Origin of the sequence: Microbispora cellulosiformans (assembly GCF_008728085.1) — a bacterium.
GTDB lineage: Bacteria > Actinomycetota > Actinomycetes > Streptosporangiales > Streptosporangiaceae > Microbispora > Microbispora amethystogenes.
Window position 1 is genome coordinate 577,218 of record NZ_VYTZ01000001.1, and the last position, 19,726, is coordinate 596,943.

Annotated in this window: 14 protein-coding genes; 7 read left to right on the forward strand and 7 right to left on the reverse strand. The window is 72.7% G+C overall.

Features of this window, described 5'->3' with window-relative positions; genetic code table 11:
• A complete protein-coding gene (locus tag F5972_RS02345) occupies positions 1 to 684 on the reverse strand; it encodes a hypothetical protein (protein ID WP_150930585.1) in 684 nt (227 codons plus the stop codon).
• 524 nt (positions 685 to 1,208) lie between these two features.
• Between F5972_RS02345 and F5972_RS02350 the strand changes: the two genes are divergently transcribed.
• Positions 1,209 to 6,140: an FtsK/SpoIIIE domain-containing protein gene (locus F5972_RS02350; protein WP_150930587.1), complete on the forward strand. Its 4,932-nt coding sequence runs from the start codon at positions 1,209 to 1,211 to the stop codon at positions 6,138 to 6,140.
• A 189-nt stretch (positions 6,141 to 6,329) separates the two neighbouring features.
• Here the strand turns inward: F5972_RS02350 and F5972_RS02355 are convergent, their stop codons facing one another.
• The gene (locus F5972_RS02355; RefSeq protein ID WP_111698308.1) at positions 6,330 to 6,602 is read right to left on the reverse strand and encodes a WXG100 family type VII secretion target; all 273 of its coding nucleotides are present in this window, start codon (positions 6,600 to 6,602) and stop codon (positions 6,330 to 6,332) included.
• Between the two features lie 303 nt (positions 6,603 to 6,905).
• Between F5972_RS02355 and F5972_RS02360 the strand changes: the two genes are divergently transcribed.
• Both F5972_RS02360 and F5972_RS02365 read left to right on the forward strand, forming a co-directional pair.
• Positions 6,906 to 8,669: an ATP-binding protein gene (locus F5972_RS02360; RefSeq protein ID WP_150930590.1), complete on the forward strand. Its 1,764-nt coding sequence runs from the start codon at positions 6,906 to 6,908 to the stop codon at positions 8,667 to 8,669.
• Positions 8,670 to 8,802: 133 nt separating this feature from the next.
• Positions 8,803 to 10,197, forward strand: coding sequence for a hypothetical protein (locus F5972_RS02365; RefSeq protein WP_191909936.1), 1,395 nt, complete (start codon positions 8,803 to 8,805; stop codon positions 10,195 to 10,197).
• A 97-nt stretch (positions 10,198 to 10,294) separates the two neighbouring features.
• On the opposite strand, the gene F5972_RS02370 is transcribed toward F5972_RS02365, so the two are convergent.
• Positions 10,295 to 11,185, reverse strand: coding sequence for a CDP-diacylglycerol diphosphatase (locus F5972_RS02370; RefSeq protein WP_150930594.1), 891 nt, complete (start codon positions 11,183 to 11,185; stop codon positions 10,295 to 10,297).
• A 436-nt stretch (positions 11,186 to 11,621) separates the two neighbouring features.
• On the opposite strand from F5972_RS02370, the gene F5972_RS02375 reads away from it, so the two are divergent.
• The gene (locus F5972_RS02375) at positions 11,622 to 12,902 is read left to right on the forward strand and encodes a pentapeptide repeat-containing protein (RefSeq protein WP_191909905.1); all 1,281 of its coding nucleotides are present in this window, start codon (positions 11,622 to 11,624) and stop codon (positions 12,900 to 12,902) included.
• A 101-nt stretch (positions 12,903 to 13,003) separates the two neighbouring features.
• On the opposite strand, the gene F5972_RS02380 is transcribed toward F5972_RS02375, so the two are convergent.
• Positions 13,004 to 14,395 carry an NAD(P)H-quinone dehydrogenase gene (locus F5972_RS02380; protein ID WP_150930599.1) on the reverse strand — a complete coding sequence of 464 codons (1,392 nt, stop codon included), beginning with the start codon at positions 14,393 to 14,395 and terminating at the stop codon, positions 13,004 to 13,006.
• 139 nt (positions 14,396 to 14,534) lie between these two features.
• Between F5972_RS02380 and F5972_RS02385 the strand changes: the two genes are divergently transcribed.
• From F5972_RS02385 to F5972_RS02395, 3 genes are all read left to right on the forward strand, one after another.
• Positions 14,535 to 14,987 (forward strand): gamma-glutamylcyclotransferase, encoded by a 453-nt coding sequence (locus F5972_RS02385; protein ID WP_138460432.1) that lies wholly within the window; start codon positions 14,535 to 14,537, stop codon positions 14,985 to 14,987.
• Positions 14,988 to 15,094: 107 nt separating this feature from the next.
• Positions 15,095 to 15,892 (forward strand): purine-nucleoside phosphorylase, encoded by a 798-nt coding sequence (locus F5972_RS02390; protein ID WP_404803025.1) that lies wholly within the window; start codon positions 15,095 to 15,097, stop codon positions 15,890 to 15,892.
• A gap of 9 nt (positions 15,893 to 15,901) precedes the next feature.
• A complete protein-coding gene (locus F5972_RS02395; RefSeq protein ID WP_150930603.1) occupies positions 15,902 to 17,536 on the forward strand; it encodes a phospho-sugar mutase in 1,635 nt (544 codons plus the stop codon).
• A gap of 10 nt (positions 17,537 to 17,546) precedes the next feature.
• Here F5972_RS02395 and F5972_RS02400 read toward each other — a convergent pair whose 3' ends face one another.
• The 3 genes from F5972_RS02400 to F5972_RS02410 all read right to left on the reverse strand — a co-directional run bounded on the left by F5972_RS02400 (position 17,547) and on the right by F5972_RS02410 (position 19,645).
• On the reverse strand, positions 17,547 to 18,125 hold the full coding sequence (locus F5972_RS02400; RefSeq protein ID WP_150930605.1) for a hypothetical protein: 579 nt from the start codon (positions 18,123 to 18,125) through the stop codon (positions 17,547 to 17,549).
• Positions 18,122 to 19,210, reverse strand: a complete 1,089-nt coding sequence (locus tag F5972_RS02405) for an adenosine deaminase (protein WP_150930607.1) — start codon at positions 19,208 to 19,210, stop codon at positions 18,122 to 18,124. The genes F5972_RS02400 and F5972_RS02405 overlap by 4 nt, the downstream gene beginning before the upstream one ends.
• A gap of 81 nt (positions 19,211 to 19,291) precedes the next feature.
• Positions 19,292 to 19,645 (reverse strand): cupin domain-containing protein, encoded by a 354-nt coding sequence (locus tag F5972_RS02410; RefSeq protein ID WP_150930610.1) that lies wholly within the window; start codon positions 19,643 to 19,645, stop codon positions 19,292 to 19,294.
• Between the last annotated feature and the right edge of the window lie 81 nt (positions 19,646 to 19,726).

Genomic DNA, 19,726 nt, shown 5'->3' on the forward strand with positions numbered 1-19,726 from the left:
TCACTTGACCCCCGGAAGCGAGATGAGTGCGATCTCGCCGCTCGACGCGTACTGCGCGATGGTCGGCGCGATCGTGGTGTCGACGACGATCGTGACCAGCCCGCCGCCGGACCGTCCGGAGGAGATGCTCTCCACGCGGGCGGCGGTCGTCAGCACCTTCTGCTGCGTGGTCGCGGAGTTGCGCCCGGCCGTGGGCACGTAGACCACCTGGACGATCTCGCTCCATCTGAGGTCGGTGGGCATCTGTCCCGCCTTGAGCGAGAGGCCGACCTTGGCCTTGGCCGGGCCGACCTGGTCGGTGCTCTTGGCGGTCATCGGCTCGGTGAGCAGCGTGCCGGGCAGCAGCGTCACCGCGGCGTACGTCTTGATCACCTGGTCCCTGTACCGCCAGGCGACGTAGTCGATGCCGGTGTCGGCGATCTGCACCTCCCGCAGCGCGGACGGCGGGATGCGCTGCCCGGCGCCCACCTGCTGGGTGATCTGCACGGCCGAGACGCGGTCGCCGCTGCGCATGACCAGGAGGGTGGTGGCCAGCGCGCCGCCCAGGATGAGGAGGACGGCGAGCGCGGCGAGGGCGGGCTTGCGCTCCCGCGGCGGCACGGGCAGCTTGCGGGAGGCCGGACCGGACAGGCCGGGCCGCGCGGCCGCGCGAGCGTCCTGCGGCGACTTCTCGCTGATCCTCATGGGCGGGGGACCCCCAGGATGACGGCGCCCCTTCTATTTTCGGGCCGCTTGATTGTAATTACGGTCTTACCGTTGCTCCGAATTCACTCCATTATGGCCAGCTCCGGCCGCCATAAGTGGCGCGAAGTGGCGACCCATGCTTATCCGTTAGGAATACGCCTGTCAACGGGAGTCGATCTATCGCCATATCGACACAAAGCTTTACTATCACGACATTTCGTGATAGTGACTGACCACATCCTCCCCACTTGTCACATCGTTCACAGCGGCATCCGGCGAAGCGCGGCGGGGGTCGTGCCGGGCATGTCTCCCGGTCCGTCACACGTCACCTGATGACAGGCGCTTTTACCTATTCCGGGAAACGCCCAGATGAGCGGCGGGCGCGCGGCTACGGTGTCCCGCGGGAGAACGGCCGGACGAGGCGGCGCCGGAGCCGGCCTCGGTGAAGATCTTCACTGGAACGCCCCGGGATGAAACGCTTTCCGGAGTTCTCCGCCGCACCACCGCCGTCTGGGAGTCTGCGCATGCGGGTTACGCTCACCGTGGTCACCGAGCACGGCCGCCGCGACGTGCTGGTCGAGGGAGACGGGACCGCCACGGTCGCCGCCCTCACCGGCGCGCTCACCGCCGCGCTGGAGGGCGCGTCCGCCCGGCCCGCCAACGTCGTACGGCTCCCGCGTGCCCGCGCGCCGTACGACATGGACCGGGACCGGCCCGCCGCGCCCGCCGCCGGCCAGGAGACGAGACTCTGGGTGGACGGCCGGCCGCTCGACCCCGACGCGGTCGTGTTCGGCCTGTTGCGGGACGGCGACCTCGTGGCCCTGGACGGCCACGCCGCGGCCGCCACCGTGACGGAGGAGCCCGGCGGCCCGGCGGAGCTCCGGGTGGTGGGCGGGCCGGGCGCGGGAGTGGTCCACCGGATCGGGCTCGGCGCGCACACGCTGGGCGCCGACCCCGCCTGCGCGATCTCCGTACCCGACCCGAGGATGCCGCCCGTCGCGCTGGTCGTCAGGCTCGCCCTCGGGACGGCCACCGTGGAGCCCGCCGGACCCGCTCCCGCGCCCGGCGGCGAGCCGGTCGCCCGGCTGGACGGCGAGCCGGTCACCGGGGCGGTCGAGTGGCCCGCGGGCGGCATGCTCTCCTGCGGCGGCTCCGTGCTGTCCCTGGGCCCCGTACGGCCCCCGGACGCCCACCTCGACGCGTTGCCGGACGGCGGCCTCGCCTACAACCGGCCGCCGCGCCTGCAGCGGCCCGAGCGGCAGCGGCGGTTCACCGTCCCGGCCGAGCCGAAGCGCGGCGAGGGCATGCGGCTGCAGTTGCTGGCCGCGATGCTGCCGGCCGTCCTCGGCGTGGTCATGGCCCTCGTCACCCACACGTGGTACTACCTGCTGATCGCGTTCATGACGCCGCTCATCATGATCGGCCAGTGGGTGAGCGACCGCAGGCACGGCAGGAAGAAGCACCGCCAGGCGCTCAAGGCGTACCGCGAGCGGATGGCCGCCTTCGAGGCGGAGGTGGCCCGCGCGGTGCGGCAGGACGAGGAGGCCCGCCGCCAGGGTGCCCCCGACCCCGCCGAGGTGCTGCTCACCGCGACCGGGCCGCGCCGCCGCCTCTGGGAGCGCCGGGTGCACGACCAGGACGCGCTGCGGTTGCGGATAGGGCTCGCCGACCTGCCCGCCGACCTGGAGTTCGAGCCCGAGACCGGCACTCCTCCCGACGCGGCCCGGCGGGAGCCGCCCGTCTGCCACGACGTGCCGGTCGCGCTCGTCATGCGCCGCCTCGGCGTCGCGGGCCTGACCGGTCCGCGGGATGTGGCCCTCGGCTGCGCCCGGTGGCTCGTCGGCCAGGCCGCCGCCCTGCACAGCCCGCGCGACCTCGCCGTCGTGGTGCTCTCGGCCAACGCCGACGGCGCCGAGCAGTGGGGCTGGGTCCGCTGGCTGCCGCACTGCGCCCCGGACGCCGCCCGCGGGGGCGCCCTGTCGTCCGACTGCGCCGCGCTCGTCGGCGCCGACCCCGAGGCCGCCGCCCGCCGCGTCTCCGAGCTCGCCGCCCTGGTCGCCGAACGGCTCGACGCCGAGAACGGCTCCGGCCCCTACCCGGGGGCGCCGCGCGGCGCCCGCCTGTCGGGCGGCCCGGCGGGCTGGGACGACCTGGGGCGCGGCGGGAACCGGCCCGCCGAGCCGGCCTTCACGACCTACGACGAGCGGCCGTTCGACGTGCTCGTCGTGCTCGACGGCGCGCAGGTGCTGCGCGGCCTGCCCGGCATGCCGCAGGTGCTGCGGCAGGGCCCCCGGGCGGGGGTCTACACGATCGCGATCGACGACGACGAGCGGCTGCTGCCCGAGGAGTGCGCGACGGTCGTGTCCTGCGACGCCGCGGGGGGCGTACGGCTCCACGGCGGCGGCCTCGACCCGATCACGGGCATCCGCGCCGACCGGGTCTCGCCGTCCTGGGCCGAGCGCCTGTCCCGCGCGCTCGCCCCGCTGCGCGACGTGAGCCGCGAGGACCCCTCGGCCGCCCTGCCCGACGCGGTCCGCCTGCTCGACCTGCTGGACGTCTCGCCCGACCCCGCCGCCCTCGCCGAACGGCAGGGCCGTACGACCCGGGCGTTGATCGGCGTGGGGCCGGAGGGGCCGTTCGAGGTGGATCTGAGCAGGGACGGCCCGCACGCCCTGGTCGCGGGCACGACCGGCGCGGGCAAGTCGGAGCTGCTGCAGACCCTGATCTGCTCGCTCGCGGTGGTCAACCGGCCCGACGAGATGACGTTCGTGCTGATCGACTACAAGGGCGGGGCCGCCTTCAAGGAGTGCGTGCGGCTTCCGCACACGGTCGGCATGGTGAGCGACCTCGACGGCCACCTGACCCAGCGCGCCCTGTCGTCGCTGGCCGCCGAGATCCGGCGCAGGGAACGCCTGCTGCTCGATGCTGGGGCCAAGGACATCGAGGACTACCAGCGGTCGCGCGGGGCCACGTGGGTCCTCGGCACCGGCGGCGTCCGGCGGGCGCGCGGCGGCGGGATCTTCGCCGCGCCGGTGCCGGAGAGCGCCGGGAACAACAGGGACCTGCCGCCGCTGCCCCGGCTCGTCCTGATCATCGACGAGTTCGCCGCGCTGGTGGCGGAGCTGCCCGACTTCGTCGACGGCCTGGTCGACATCGCCCGCCGGGGCCGTTCCCTCGGCATCCACCTGATCCTCGCCACCCAGCGGCCGGGCGGCGTGGTCACGGCCGACATCCAGGCCAACACCTCGCTCAGGATCGCGCTGCGGGTGACCGACGCCCGCGAGTCCGGCGACGTCATCGACGCGCCGGACGCCGCGCACATCTCGCGGTCGACGCCGGGCCGCTGCTACGTGCGGGCGGGCTCGTCCACGCCGGTCGCCGTGCAGACGGCCAGGATCGGCGGGCGGACCCCGCACGCCCGGGTCCGCGGCAACGGGGCGGCCGACGGCGGCGCCGAGGACGTGCGGGTGCTCGACCTGCCCTGGCCCGCGCTCGGCCGTCCGCTGCCCGCCCCGCCCGCCCAGGCGGGGAGCGGCACCGACCTGGCCCTGCTCGTCGACGCGTTGCTGGAGGCCGGGAACGGGCTGCCCCGCCAGCCCAGCCCCTGGCTGCCGCCCCTTCCGGACCGGGTCGTCCTCGACGTCGAGGCCGCGGCGGCCGGGCGGTCCGGCTCCGCGAGGTCCGGCTCCGGACGGTCGGGGTCCGGGCGGCCCGGGTCGGGGAGCGACCCGCTCGACGGCGGGGCGCTGGCGGCGGCGCCGCCGTACCGGCCGGGGATCGAGGAGGTGCCGCCGCTGCCGTTCGGCGTGACGGACCTGCCCTGGCGGCAGGCCCGGCGGGCGCTCACGCTCGACCCGCGCCACGGCGGCCACCTGCTGATCGCGGGCGGCGCGCGCAGCGGCAGGTCCAGCGCGCTCCGGACGATCGCGGGGTCGATCGCGGCCGGCGCCTCCCCCGAGGACGTGCACGTCCACGCCGTCGACTGCGGGTCGGGCGCGCTGCTGCCGCTCGTCGCGCTGCCGCACTGCGGCGCCGTGGTCACGCGCGACCAGATGGACCGGGTGGAGCGCCTGCTGACCCGGCTGCGCGCGGAGGTCGGGCGCCGTCAGCACCTGCTGGCCGAGGCGGGGTACGCCTCGCTCGCCGAGGCGCGGGGCGCCGCCAGGTCCCGGGCCGACACCAGGCCGCCCGCGGCCCGGGACCGTTCGGGCGTGGGGGCGCTGCCCTGGATGGTGCTGCTGCTGGACCGCTGGGAGGGATACGTCGCGGCGTTCGAGAACTACGACTACGGGCGGCTGGTCGACGCGTTGCTGCAACTGCTGCGGGAGGGACCGGCCGTGGGGCTGCGCGCCGTCGTCACCTCCGACCGGTCGGGCCTAATCGGGCAGATCTCCACCGTCTTCGACGACCGGCTGGTGCTCCGGCTCGCCGACCCCGCCGACTACGGGCTCGCCGGGCTGCCCGTACGCAACCTGCCGACCTCCATGCCGCCGGGCCGGGCCCTGTCGGTGGGCGACCACGGCCTGGTGGAGAGCCAGTTCGCGCTGCTCGGCGACGACCCCTCCGGGCCCGCGCAGGTGGCGGTCCTGCAGGATCTCGCCCGTACGGCCGCGGCCAGGTTCGGAGGCACAGCCGGGGGCACGACGAGCGGCGCGACGGGAGCCGTGGGGGACGGCGGGGAGGCGGCCCGCGCCTGGGTCTGGCCGTCGGAGCCCCCGCTGCGGGTGGACGCCCTGCCGATGCGGATAACGGCGGAGCAGACGATGGACCTGGCTCCAGCGTTCGAGCCGCCGTCGGCGCTGTGGGCGCTGCTCGGCGCGGGAGGCGACGCGCTCACGCCGCTGGGCGTGGACCTGCAGGGCCAGGGCCCGGCGGCGGTGATCGCCGGGCCGCCCCGATCGGGCAGGTCGTCCACGCTGCTCACGGCGACGCGCTCGCTGCTCGGCCGGGGCACGCCGGTGCTCGTCGTGACCCCGCGCCGCAGCCCGCTGCGCGACCTCGCCGGGACGTCCGGAGTGCTCGCCGTGCTGGACGGCAACGCCAGGAGCGTGACCGGGGGCGGCGCGGAGGAGTTCGGCGGCCTGCCCGGCGCGCTCGACCCGCTGGCCCTGGTCGCCGGGCACGAGCGTTACGTGGTGGTCGTGGACGACGCGGAACTGATCTCCCCTGACTCGCCGCTCGGGCTGGCCCTGGACGAGATCCTGCGGACCGGCCGGGACGGCGAGCACGGCCTGCTCGTCGCGGGGACCACCGGCGACCTGGCGACGGCCTATCGGGGCTTCGCGGCCGAGGCGCGCAAGGGCCGGACCGGCCTGCTGCTGAACGTGCAGAGTCCCGCCGACGGGGACCTGTTCACCGTACGGCTGCCGCGTGGCGCCGTGGGCGGGCCTCCCGGGCGGGGCCTGCTGGTCATCTCGGGCACCGCCACCCCGATCCAGGCGGCCGTCCCCCAGTGACCCAGCGCCCTGGCGCCCCAGAGACACAGTGACCCCGGAGACACAGCGCCGGACGCCGCAGGGGCGGCGTCCGGCGGTGGGACGAGGACGGCTATTTCAGCCCTTTTTCCGGCATAAAGGCCGTCCCTTTTCACGAATCGCCGGACGCCTCGTCAGCCGGGGCGCCCAGCGGAGATCGTGTGGATTTCGTCAGCGGGTGGCGGACTCGATGTTGCCGCGGTACGTGGTGATGACCCGGGAGGCCTCGTTGAGCTCTTCCGCCATGCGCTGGAACGCCGTCCGGTAGCTCTGCCAGGCGTCGTGGAAGCGCTGCGCGCCGGGGCCGGTCCAGGCGGTGCCGACCTTGGCCGCCTCGCGGTCGAGGGCGGCCATCGTGGTGCGAACCTGGTCCGCCTGCTGGCTGAACTGCGCGGCCATGCCCTGCATCTCCGCGGGGTCGCCGCCGAGCAAGCTGTTACTCATTCAGTCACTCCTCCATCGACAAAGGGGCCGCCCTCACCGTAAAACGCAGGTCAATCCTGTGGAGACCTTATGCCGAGCGGCTATATCGGAACGGAAGAAGAGTGTGGCTTTTCTGGTAGTTCATTCCCCTTCCACCGGGCATTGCCGGGAGGAGCCGGCCCGCCGGGCGCAGGATCCCGGCCGCCCACCCCGGAAATCCCTGCCCGGCGTAGGTCAGGGGTGCCCCTGGGGCCCCCTCGGGTCAGGCGGCACCTCTACACTCCCAGGCAGGGTTCGCGAGCGCTGAAGGGAAGGGACATCCCTGTGCACAAGGTCCTGATCGCCAATCGTGGCGAAATCGCCGTACGGATCGCCCGGGCCTGCCGGGACGCCGGCCTGGCCAGCGTGGCGGTGTACGCCGACCAGGATCTGGACGCGCTGCACGCGCGGGTGGCCGACGAGGCCCACGCGCTCGGCGGGCAGAGCCCGGCGGAGACGTACCTCGACATCGCGAAGATCCTGGCGGTGGCCGAGAAGACCGGCGCGGACGCCGTCCATCCCGGCTACGGCTTCCTGGCCGAGAACGCCGACTTCGCCCAGGCCGTGATCGACGCCGGCCTGATCTGGATCGGCCCGCCGCCCTCGGCGATCAACGCGCTCGGTGACAAGGTCCAGGCCCGGCACATCGCGCAGCGCGTCGGCGCCCCGCTCGTGGCGGGCACCCCCGACCCGGTGTCCGGCGTGGACGAGGTGGTCGAGTTCGCCGGGCAGCATGGCCTGCCGATCGCCATCAAGGCGGCCTTCGGCGGCGGCGGACGCGGGCTCAAGGTGGCCCGGACGATGGAGGAGATCCCCGACCTCTACGAGTCGGCCGTACGCGAGGCGGTGACCGCCTTCGGGCGCGGCGAGTGCTTCGTCGAGCGCTACCTCGACCGGCCGCGCCACGTCGAGACCCAGTGCCTGGCCGACCGGCACGGCAACGTGGTCGTCGTCAGCACCCGCGACTGCTCGCTCCAGCGCCGTCACCAGAAGCTCGTGGAGGAGGCCCCGGCGCCGTTCCTCACCGACGAGCAGCTCGACCTCCTCTACTCGTCGTCGAAGGCGATCCTGCGCGAGGCGGGCTACGTCGGCGCCGGCACCTGCGAGTTCCTCGTCGGCCAGGACGGCACGATCTCCTTCCTGGAGGTCAACACCCGGCTCCAGGTCGAGCACCCGGTGACCGAGGAGGTCTCCGGCATCGACCTCGTCCGCGAGATGTTCCGCATCGCCGACGGCGAGCCGCTGGGGTACGACGACCCGGTGCTGCGCGGCCACTCGATCGAGTTCCGGATCAACGCGGAGGACGCGGGCCGGGGCTTCCTGCCCGCGCCGGGCACGCTGACCTCGATGCGCGTCCCCTCCGGGCCGGGCGTACGCCTCGACGGCGGCTACGAGACCGGGATGAGCGTCCCGCAGGCGTTCGACTCCCTCGTGGCCAAGCTGGTCGTGACCGGGGCCACCCGGCGGCAGGCGCTGGAGCGGGCGCGGCGGGCGCTGGCCGAGTACGAGATCGGCGGCATGCCGACCGTGCTGCCGTTCCACCGGGCCGTGGTGGACGACCCCGCCTTCGCCGGCGAGCCGTTCTCCGTCCACACCCGGTGGATCGAGACCGAGTTCGTCAACGACATCCCGCCGTACGAGGCGACGGCGGAGGCCCCCGGCGAGCCCGCCGGCCGTGAGCGGATCACGGTCGAGGTCGGCGGCAAGCGGCTGGAGGTCGTGCTGCCCGCGGGGCTGGGTTCGGCGGGCCCGGGGGCGGACCGGCCCGAGCTCAGGAAGGCGGCGCCCAGGCGGTCCGGCGGGAGCGGCGCGAAGAAGGCCGCGGCGAGCGGCGACGCGCTCGTCAGCCCCATGCAGGGCACGATCGTGAAGGTCGTCGTGGCGGACGGGGACACCGTCGAGCCCGGCGACACGGTCATCGTCCTGGAGGCGATGAAGATGGAGCAGCCGCTGACCGCGCACAAGGGCGGCACGGTCACCGGCCTGGCGGCCACCGCCGGCCAGACGGTCACCGCCGGGACCGCGCTCTGCGAGATCAAGGACGCCTGACCCGGCCCGGCCCGCGGCGACCGTACGGTCGTCGTGCGGTGTGGTGCGGCGATGGGGAACGATAGTTTCCTGTGGAGGAACCATCGCGCCCTGCCGTTCGTCCAGTAGGGCGAAGGAGGCTTAAGCCGTGACCATGAAATCACCGCTCGGACGGGCCGGGGCCGCCCTGGCGGCTCTGTTCGCCGGGCTCTTCATCTCGCTCGCGCTCGCTCCCGCCGCGAACGCGGCGGCTCCGCCGGACCCGGCCACGGTCGTGGCGTCATGGAAGAACAGCAGTAACCCGCTCTTCGTCCAGCCCGGGTCGCCGCTCTCGCCGGACCAGCAGAGCAAGATCCGCAAGGAGCTGGAGGACTCGAAAGCCAAGATCTACATGGTCGCGCTGCCCGACGGCACCGTGACCACGGCCCAGGTGAGCACGTACATCCCGCAGCTGATGACCGAGCTCGACAAGGCCGGGCGGTCGCGGGCGACCGTGGCCCTGCTCGACGGCATGAGCCTGTTCGCCGGCTCCAACGACCTGCCGAAGAACGCCGCGGGAACGCTGGCGCGGCTGTCCACCAGCGCCAACAGCGACGTGGTCAGCGGCATGCAGGACTTCGTCAACCGGGTGAACCTGGTCCACGAAGGTGATGTGAAGGGCGCCCGGGGCACTGGTTCCACCGTCGGTGGTGGCGGCGGCTCGGGCGTGCTCGTCGGCATCCTGGGCGTCGCCGTAGTGGGAGGTGCCGGTTTGTGGATCATCGGACGCCGCAACAAGCGCAAGCGCGAGGAGCGCGAGGCCGCGGAGCTGGCCGCCGTCAAGCAGACGGTCGAGGAGGACGTCACCAAGTTCGGTGAGGAGATCACCGCGCTCGACGTCGACGTCAAGATGCTCCCCCAGGCGGAGACGACGAGCGACTGGCAGCGCGCGCTCGACTCCTACGAGCGGGCCAAGACCGAGCTGGACGCGATCAAGCGGCCCGAGGACCTGCGTACGGTGACCTCGACGCTGGAGGACGGCCGCTACGCGCTGGCGTGCGTCAAGGCACGGGTGAACAACCAGCCGCTGCCCGAGCGGCTCCCGCCGTGCTTCTTCAACCCCCAGCACGGCCCGTCGGTGCGCAACGTCCGCTGGGCGCCCCCCGGCGGCGCGGTGCGCGACGTCCCCGCCTGCGCGGCCGACGCCGAGGCCGTGGAGCGCGGCTTCGACCCGCAGATGCGTGAGGTCGTGGTGAACGGCCACCGCAGGCCCTACTGGGACGCCGGTCCCGCCTACCAGCCCTACGCGTACGGCTACTACGGCGGCTTCGGCGGCGACCTGCTGACCGGCATGCTCGTCGGCACGATGCTCGGCAACGCCTTCGGCGGCTGGGGCTACGGCGGTTACGGCGGCTACGGCGCCGGCTACGACTCGGGATACGCCGCGGGCGTCGAGTCCGGCGGCGGCGGCGACTGGGGCGGCGGCGGTGGCGGCGACTTCGGTGGCGGCGGTGACTGGGGCGGCGGCAGCGACTTCGGCGGAGGAGACTTCGGCGGCGGCGACTGGTAACGCCTGACACGACACCGGATACGACCTGAGAAGGGGGCGGACCACGACGGTCCGCCCCCTTCGTCGTCGGAGACCCCGGCAAGCGATCGGTGCCGGGTCAGGGATGCATGAGCAGCAACGGGTCGCAGGTGTCGGTTCCCGTCAGGTGGGGGTTGTTCGGGTCGACCAGGCCCTTCTCACTGTTGACGATGTAGTAGCCCCCGGCGGGCCGGGGGATCACGATCAGCGTCTGGTACTGCATTAGCGGCTGCGCCTTGGCGGTCGTCCCTCCGTGCCCCAGCGAAGCGGCCAGCATTGACCTGAGCATCGCGAAGAGATTGTCCTGGTTGAATCCGGGCCAGATGAGCACCCGGTAGGTGTGCGGGATGATCCCGAGCTTCTCGCTGAGACCCCGGACCGACACGCGCGAGTCCGCCCAGTGCGGCACGTGCCAGGCGGCCAGGTTGTCCTGCGCGACGAGGTCGTTCAAAGACTCCCATCGCGCCCGGGCCATATGGATGTGCAGCTGGTCGAAATTCCTGATCGCCTTCGAGTTGATCCCGAGCCCCACCGGAGTGGGAACCACGGTGGGAGACTGGGTGGCGTAGTAGTCGGCGGCGCTCCAATAGTTCGGCGCACTGTTGCCGCAGATCCAGGAACACTCGATGCCGTTGATCCGCTCGGTGGGGACGAGAATGTAGTTGACGTATCCCTTCTTGCTGTTGGTGCCGCCCATCACGACGTAGTCGGTGTGGTTCTGCAGGCAGGTGTTGTTGCTGTGGCACTTCTGACTGCGCTGCCAAAGAGAGTCCGAGTCGGTGGTCCTGCCGCATTCCTTGGGGTCGGGCCCCTTGGCCAGGCTCGGCGGAGGCACGGCCAGGGCGCGTCCGGCGCCGGAAAGAAGCCCCGCACCGGCGAGCAGGCCGGTTCCCGCCAGGCCGGAGAACTGGATGAACCGGCGGCGCGTCAGCTCGCTCGCCTCGCCGCTCGCCCGGTCGCTTTCACGCATGATTGTTACCCCCGATGACCCGCACCTTCGTTCGGCCGGATTGATCCCCTTCCGATAGGCCGATAAAAGCCCCTGGGACAGCCTTTTATCACCTCAGGAACGATCGGGACACTTCTCTCGGGCGCCGCGAGAACAAGCGGGCGTTCCATTTCCGCGCACGCACGGCGGCTGCCCGCGGGAAAGCGATGATTTTTCGCGTCGTTGCACGGCCGCCGAGCGGGCGGCCATTAGAATGACCCGACGCGACATAATATGCAATATTAGGCGATTGCGACAAAGGCGATATGGTGCCGATTTTCTCGATATGGCCAGCGCCTCGCCCGAGCCGGAGCAGCCGTGAGCGCTCCGTGAGCGCTCCGGGAGACGGCGTCAGCGACTTGCAAGCGAACGTAAAGATCGCGTGGGAGACTCGGGGCGTTCCCCCAGGAGGCCCCCCTTGCGCCGTTTCGCCCCCCTCTTCGTCGCCGTCCAGGTCCTGTCGCTCGCCTTCCTGCCGGCGACGCTCTTCTCGTCCCCGGCGGCCGCCGCACGCGTTCTGTACGCGGCGGCGGGGGCGCCGTGCGCGCCGGGAAGCGGCGTCAAGCTCCGGGGCAGGGACCTCACCCAGGGCAGCACCCTCCCCGCGGTCCTGCGGTGTGCCGACCTCACCGGCGCGAAGCTCGACGGGGTGGATCTCACCGCCAGGGACCTGACCGGAGCCGTCCTCCGCAAGGCGTCGTTGAAGGAGGCCGACCTCGGCCAGGCGCACCTCGACTACGCCGACCTGCGCGGGGCCGACCTGTCGGACGCGGACCTCGGGCAGTTGCGGGCCAGGAAGGCGGATCTGCGCGGAGCGATCCTCACCGACGCGGACGCCGTCCAGGCCGAGTTCCCGCACGCCGACCTGACGGGCGCCGTCCTCACCCGGGCCGTGCTCACGCAGGCCGACCTCACCGACGCCACGCTCGTGGGCGCGGACCTCAGGGATGCCACGCTCGGCCAGATCAAGGCCCGCAAGGCCGACCTCACCCGCGCCAAACTCGGCGAGGCCAAGCTCGGCCAGGCCCATCTGGAGCACGCCGTGCTCAGGAACGCGGACCTGTCGGAGGCGGAGTTCACCCAGGCCGAACTGGACGGCGCCGACTTCCGGGGCGCCGACGTCGGCAAGGCGTCCTTCATCCAGGCGAGCGACGTGAACCTCACCGGCGCCCGCGGCACGCCCGTGAACCTGCCGGACGACGCCGTCGCGCCCGGCCGGACCGACGGCGCGGACGGAGAGGGGGACGCCCAGGTCGGTGTGGACGACGTCGTACGCGACGACACCGGCGACGATCTCACCGTACGCGCGGGCGGCACACGGGGCCCGTCACCGGCGCTGATCCTGGTCGTCGTGAGCGGCCTCGGGCTCGTCCTGACCCTGATCATGTGGGGCGCCGCGCACCGTCGCAAGCAGCGCTTCGCGGCGGAGATGGCGGTGGCCAGGCACGCCGCCGAGGAGGACGTGACCCGCTTCGGCGAGGAGATCGACGCCCTCGACTTCGAGATGAAGATCAACCAGATCAGCGGCCCGTCGCAGGAGTGGCGGGCGGCGCTCGACGCCTACGAGGCGGCCAAGCAGGCGCTCGGCGTCGCCCGCACGCCGTACGAACTGCGGGCGGCGGCCGTGATGGTGGCACGGGGACGGGACGCCCTGCGGCAGGTGCGGTCCCGGCTGCCGCACACGGGCGGAGGCCACTGAGCCGCGGCGGTAACCGGCCGTGCGGCCCGGCGCGCGCCCGCCGAGGGGCCGGCACCGGCGAGCGAGACGGGCCGGTCGCCGGGCCGGTCAGATACCGGCGGTCAGATTCCGGCGGTCAGGGGCGACATGAGGCGGCGGGCCGCCTCGGTGATCGAGCCGGACAGCGACGGGTAGACGGCGAACGTGTGGGCGAGCTGGTCCACGGTCAGGCGGTGCTGCACGGCCACCGACACGGCGAGGATCAGCTCCGAGGCGCGCGGGGCGACCACGACGCCGCCGAGCACGATGCCGGTGTTGGGGCGGCAGAACAGCTTCACGAAACCGTCGTGGAAGCCCTGCATCTTGGCCCGGGCGTTGGTGGCGAGGGGCAGCTTGACCACGTTCGCCTCGATCTCGCCTGACTCGATCTGCCGCTGCGAGATCCCCACCGCCGCGATCTCGGGGTCGGTGAAGATGTTCGAGGCGACGGTGGCCAGGCGGATCGGCTGCACGGCCTCGCCGAGCGCGTGCCAGACCGCGATCCTGCCCTGCATGGCGGCGACCGAGGCGAGCATCAGGACGCCCGTGCAGTCGCCCGCGGCGTAAACGCCCGGGGCTGAGGTCCTGGAGACCTTGTCGACCTCGATGAAGCCGCCCCGGTCGAGCCGCACCCCGTTGTCCTCCAGCCCGAGGCCGGAGGTGTTGGGCACCATGCCGACGGTCATCAGACAGTGGGTGCCCTCGGCCGTGCGGCCGTCCTCCAGCGTGACGACGACCCCGTGCTCGGTGCGCTTGACCGAGGAGGCCCGCGAGCGGCCCATGACGTTCATGCCGCGCCGCCGGTAGACCTCTTCGAGCACCTCGGCCGCGTCGGCGTCCTCGTTGGGCATCATCCGGTCGCGGGAGGAGACCAGTGTGACCTCCGAGCCCAGCGACTGGTAGGCGCCGGCGAACTCCGCGCCGGTGACGCCGGAGCCGACCACGATCAGGTGCCCCGGCAGCTCCTCCAGGTCGTACAGCTGCCGCCAGCTGAGGATGCGCTCGCCGTCCGGCTCGGCGCCGGGCAGCACCCGGGGGTGGGCGCCGGTGGCCACGATGACCACGTCGGCCCGGATCGTACGGTCGCCCGCGCGCACCACCTGGGGATCGACCAGGCGGCCGCGGGCGCGGATGACCTCGACGCCCTCGGCGGCCAGCCGGGCGGCGATGTCGCCGGACTGCGCCAGCGCGAGTTCCTTGACGCGCTTGTTCACGTCGATCATGTCCACGGCGATGCCGCCCGCGTCACCGTCGAGGCCGCCGTCGAAGCGGACCCCCACAGACGCCGCGTCGAGAAGCGCCTGCTTGCGAACGGAGGTGGCGATCAGGGTCTTGGACGGCACGCAGTCGGTGAGAACGCACGCCCCGCCGGGCCCTTCCTCCTCCACTACGGTGACCCGCGCCCCCAGTTGCGCGGCGACCAGGGCCGCCTCGTATCCGCCGGGGCCGCCACCGATGATCACGATCCTTGTCACATGCTCCATTGTCCCGCATCCTGGCTACGTATTCCCGGCGAGGGCCGCGTAACGGGTCAACTACTCGTATTTCTCGCGCCACACCTCATGCGCGCGCTACCCGTCCAACTTTGGCGATCTTGGATTAGGCTTGGGTGCCGTGCCTGTTTACGCGGCCTACGGCAGCAACATGGACCCCAAGCAGATGGCGGAGTGGGCGCCCCACTCGCCCATGCGAGGAACGGGGTGGCTCCCGGGCTGGCGGCTCACCTTCGGCGGCGAGGACGTCAGCTGGGAGGGTGCTCTCGCCACGATAGTCGAGGATGCCGACGAGCAGGTATTCGTGGTCCTGTACGACGTGCCGGAGTGGGACGAGCCGTCCCTCGACCGGTGGACGGGCACCGACCTCGGCCTCTACCGCAAGGTGCGGCTCCGCGTCGCGACCCTGGAGGGCGACGTGCTCGCCTGGTCGCACGTGCTCGACTCCTACGAGGGCGGCCTGCCCTCGGCGCGCTACATCGGCATCCTCGCCGACGCCGCGGAGAAGGCGGGGGCTCCCGACGACTACGTCACGGGGCTGCGCAACCGCCCCTGCAAGTCGCTCGGCGACTGATCCCACCCGCAGCGACGACCCCAGCGACGAACGCAGCGACGCCCTGAGCGGCAGAACGGGCAGGTGGAGCCCCGGACTTCGTCATGCCCTTCTGTACGCTCAGCAAAGTGACCCCTTATGACCTGGCGGCCGAGGCCGCGACCACGTTGAGGAACCTCACCGGCATCTCTTCCTTCGACGTCGCACTCGTCATGGGCTCGGGATGGGTGCCGGCCGCGGACGCGATCGGCGAGACGGTCGCCGAACTCCCGGTGACGAAGCTGCCCGGGTTCTCCCCGCCCGCGGTCGCCGGGCACGCCGGCACGGTACGCGCGGTGCGGACGGCGGCCGGGCTCAACGGGCTGATCTTCCTGGGGCGTACGCACCTGTACGAGGGCCGCGGCGTGGACCCGGTGGTGCACGGCGTCCGTACGGCCGTCGCGGCCGGGGTGCGCACGGTCGTGCTGACCAACGCGGCGGGCGGGCTGCGCCCGGAGACGCAGAAGGTCGGCGACCCCGTGCTCATCGGCGACCACATCAACCTGACCGGGAGCAACCCGCTCGTCGGCGCGACGTTCGTCGACCTGACCGAGGTGTACTCCCGGCGGCTGCGCGACCTCGCCCGCGAGGTGGACCCCTCGCTGACCGAGGGCGTGTACGTGGCCTTCCGCGGCCCGACGTACGAGACGCCCGCGGAGATCCGCATGCTGCGCACGCTCGGCGGTGACCTGGTGGGCATGTCGACCGTGCTGGAGGCGATCGCCGCCCGGGAGGCCGGGGCCGAGGTGCTCGGGATCTCCCTGGTCACCAACCCCGGCGCGGGCCTGGCGGACGAGCCGCTCAACCACGAGGAGGTCCTGGAGGTGGGCCGCGCCACCGCCGCCCGGATGGGCGTCCTGCTCGCCCAGGTCGTCGACAAGCTTTAGGGAGCACCTGTGACCGATCTCGTACGACTCGCCCGCGAATGGCGTGACCAGGACCCCGACCCCGACACGCGGGCGGAACTCGACGCGATCCTGGACCGGCAGGACCTCGACGCGCTGGAGGACCGCTTCGGCGCGAAGCTGGAGTTCGGCACGGCGGGCCTGCGCGGCGCGCTGGGAGCCGGGCCGAACCGGATGAACCGGGTGACCGTGATGCGGGCCGCCGCCGGGCTGGCCCGGGTGCTCGGACCGGGACGCCACGTCGTGATCGGCTACGACGGGCGGCACAAGTCCGACGTGTTCGCCGCCGACACGGCCCGCGTGCTGACGGGGGCCGGGCTGCGCGCCTCGGTCATGGCCGGGAAGTGGCCGACGCCGGTGCTGGCGTTCGCCGTGCGCCACCTCGGCGCGGACGCGGGCGTGATGGTCACCGCCTCGCACAACCCTCCCCAGGACAACGGCTACAAGGTCTACTGGGGCGACGGCGCGCAGATCGTCCCGCCCGTCGACCTGGAGATCTCGGCCGCCATCGACGCGACCGGCCCGGTGGACGCCCTCCCGCTGGGCGACGACTGGACGACCCTCGGCCACGACGACATCGTCACGCCGTACCTGCGGGCGCTGACGGCGCTGCCGCTGGGCGACGCCCGCGCGATCTCGGTCGCGTACACGCCGCTGCACGGCGTGGGCGGCGCGACCGTGTCGGAGGCGTTCCGCGCGGCGGGCTTCGAGGTGCCGGTCATGGTCGGCCGGCAGGCCATGCCCGACCCGAACTTCCCCACTGTCACGTTCCCGAACCCGGAGGAGCCGGGCGCGATGGACCTCGCGCTCGAACTCGCCGCCGCCACCCGCGCCGACCTCGTGCTGGCCAACGACCCGGACGCCGACCGGTGCGCGGTCGGCACGCCGCTGCCCGGCGGCGGCTACCGCATGCTGACCGGCGACGAGGTCGGCGGGCTGCTCGCCGAGCACGTGCTGCGGCACACCTCGGGCGGCGACCGGCTGGTCGCCACGTCGATCGTGTCGTCGTCACTGCTCGCGAAGATCGCTGCCGACCACGGCGTGCGGCACGCCGAGACGCTGACGGGCTTCAAGTGGATCATGAAGTCGGGGCCGGGGCTCGTCTTCGGATACGAGGAGGCGCTGGGCTACAGCGTCGGGTCGGACGCCGGCCTGCCGGTCCACGACAAGGACGGCGTCGGGGCCGCCCTCACCGTCGCCGCGATGGCCGCCGCGGCCCGGCGGGAGGGCCGGTCGCTGCTCGACCTGCTCGACGAGCAGGCCCGCCGGTACGGCCTGCACGCGACGACCCAGTTGTCGGTCCGGGTCGAGGACCTGTCGCTGATCGCGAAGGCGATGGAGCGCCTGCGGACCAACCCGCCGGCGCGGCTGGCGGGCCGGGTGGTGGAGTCGGCCGAGGACCTGTCGCAGGGGGCGGCCGGGCTGCCGCCGACCGACGGCCTGCGGTACCGCCTCTCCGGCGACGCCCGGGTCATCGTGCGGCCCAGCGGCACCGAGCCCAAGCTCAAGTGCTATCTGGAGGTCGTCGTACCGGTCGGGGACGACGACGTCACGGCGGCCAGGGCACGGGCCGCGGCGGACCTGGAGGCCCTTAAGCGGGACCTCGCCACCGCCCTCGCTCTCTGAGAGGGGCGTCTCAGGAGACGACGACGGCCGCCACGACCAGCGCGAGCGCGGCCGCCAGGGCGGCCAGGGCGGAGGGCGACCAGGTGACCCGGGTCTCGCCGGAGGAGGTCTGCCGGCGAGACCCGCTCATCTCCTCAAGCTGCTGGGCCACCCAGTCGGCGTGGGTGCGCCCGCCCACGGCCGCCGTGGCCCGCTCGACGCGGTCCTTCGACGAGGCCGCCTTGACGGCCTGCCCGGCGGCCCTGGCCCGCTCCCGCGCCGTGGCCTGCGGCGTCCAGCAGCGTACGGCGGTCCCGCCCGACTCGATGACGATCGCGCTGGTCACGGTCAGGTCGTCGACGGCGTTCCAGGGGACGTAGGCGTTCTTCAGCGGATTGCGGACGCGGACCCCGCCCTCCTCGGCGAGGATGGCGGGCCGCAGCGCCATCACGAAGACCAGCACGGTGATGACGCCGAGCACCGCCCCCGCGATCAGCGCGCTGGGCAGCCGGCCGTGGGCGATCAGGTCCCAGGCGTTCCAGGCGGCGAACACCAGCCAGGCCCAACCGAAGATCCAGGCCGGCTTCGACCGGAAGACCTGCGGCTTCACGCCTGCTGCCGCATCTGCGCGAAAGCGGGCTTGATCACGCCGTTGATCAGCGCGAGCCGCTCGTCGAACGGGATGAACGCCGACTTCATCGCGTTGACGGTGAACCACTGCAGGTCGTCCCAGCCGTAGCCGAAGGCGTCCACCAGCTTCGCGAACTCCTGCGACACGCTGGTGCCGCTCATCAGCCGGTTGTCGGTGTTGACCGTCACGCGGAAGTACAGGCGGCGCAGCAGACCGATCGGGTGCTCGGCGATCGACGGGGCGGCCCCGGTCTGCAGGTTGGAGGTCGGGCACATCTCCAGCGGGATGCGCTTGTCGCGGACGTAGGCCGCGAGCCTGCCGAGCTTGGCCTCGCCGTCCGCCGGCACCGTGATGTCGTCGATGATCCGCACCCCGTGGCCCAGCCGGTCGGCGCCGCACCACTGGATCGCCTGCCAGATCGACGGCAGCCCGAAGGCCTCCCCCGCGTGGATCGTGAAGTGGGCGTTCTCCCGCTGGAGGTACTCGAAGGCGTCCAGGTGACGGGTGGGCGGATATCCGGCCTCCGCGCCCGCGATGTCGAAGCCGACCACGCCGAGGTCCCGATAGCGTACGGCGAGCTCGGCGATCTCCATCGAGCGGGCCTGGTGGCGCATCGCGGTGAGCAGCGTGCCGACCCTGATGCGCGCGCCGCCGTCCGGTCCGGCGGAGCCGAGCCGGAACCCCTCCAGCACGGCCTCCACGACCTCGTCCAGCGACAGGCCCTGCGAGGTGTGCTGCTCAGGCGCGAAACGGACCTCGGCGTAGATCACGCCGTCGTCCGCCAGGTCCTCGGCGCACTCGGCGGCCACCCTGACCAGCGCCTCGCGGGTCTGCATGACCCCGACGGTGTGGGCGAACGTCTCCAGGTAGCGCTCCAGCGAGCCCGAGTCGGCCGCCGCCCTGAACCAGGCCCCCAGCGCGTCCGGGTCGTACGCGGGCAGTTCGTGCCCGCACTCCCGGGCGAGGTCCACGATCGTCCCGGCCCGCAGTCCGCCGTCGAGATGGTCGTGCAGGAGCACCTTCGGCGCCCTGCGGATCTCCTCCAGAGTGGGCAGCTCGTTCATTCGCCCTCCTCACCGCGGTCGTACATCCGGCAATCCTATCCACGGACCCGGATCGGGCGGCCTGGCGAAACTCGCCGTCGCTCACTCCTCGCGGTTGGCGGTCTCCGGCGAGAACGCGGGCAGGCAGACCGCCACGTACTCGGCGCCGGACGGCCCGGCGCTGTAGCGGATCTTCTCCCCCGGCTCGCTGGCGAACGCCTGACCCGCCTCCACGACGGTCGTTCCTCCCTCGTGCTCGACGACGACCGATCCCTTGAGGACGAGCGTGTACTCGGCGAACCCCGGGGCCTGCGCGGGCTCGCTCCAGCCCGCGGGCGCCACCATGTGCGCGATGGAGACCTGCTCGTCACCGCTGTTGACGCGGCCGACGTACTCGTCGATGACCTTCCCGCCCGGCACCGGCACCCGGGTGGGTCCCTCGATCTTCCTCACCATGCCGACCAGTGTGTCAGTTGATCCGGAGATCATGTCATTCGCGCACGTTCGCACTACGCTTTGTCGGCTGTGGTCGCGAGA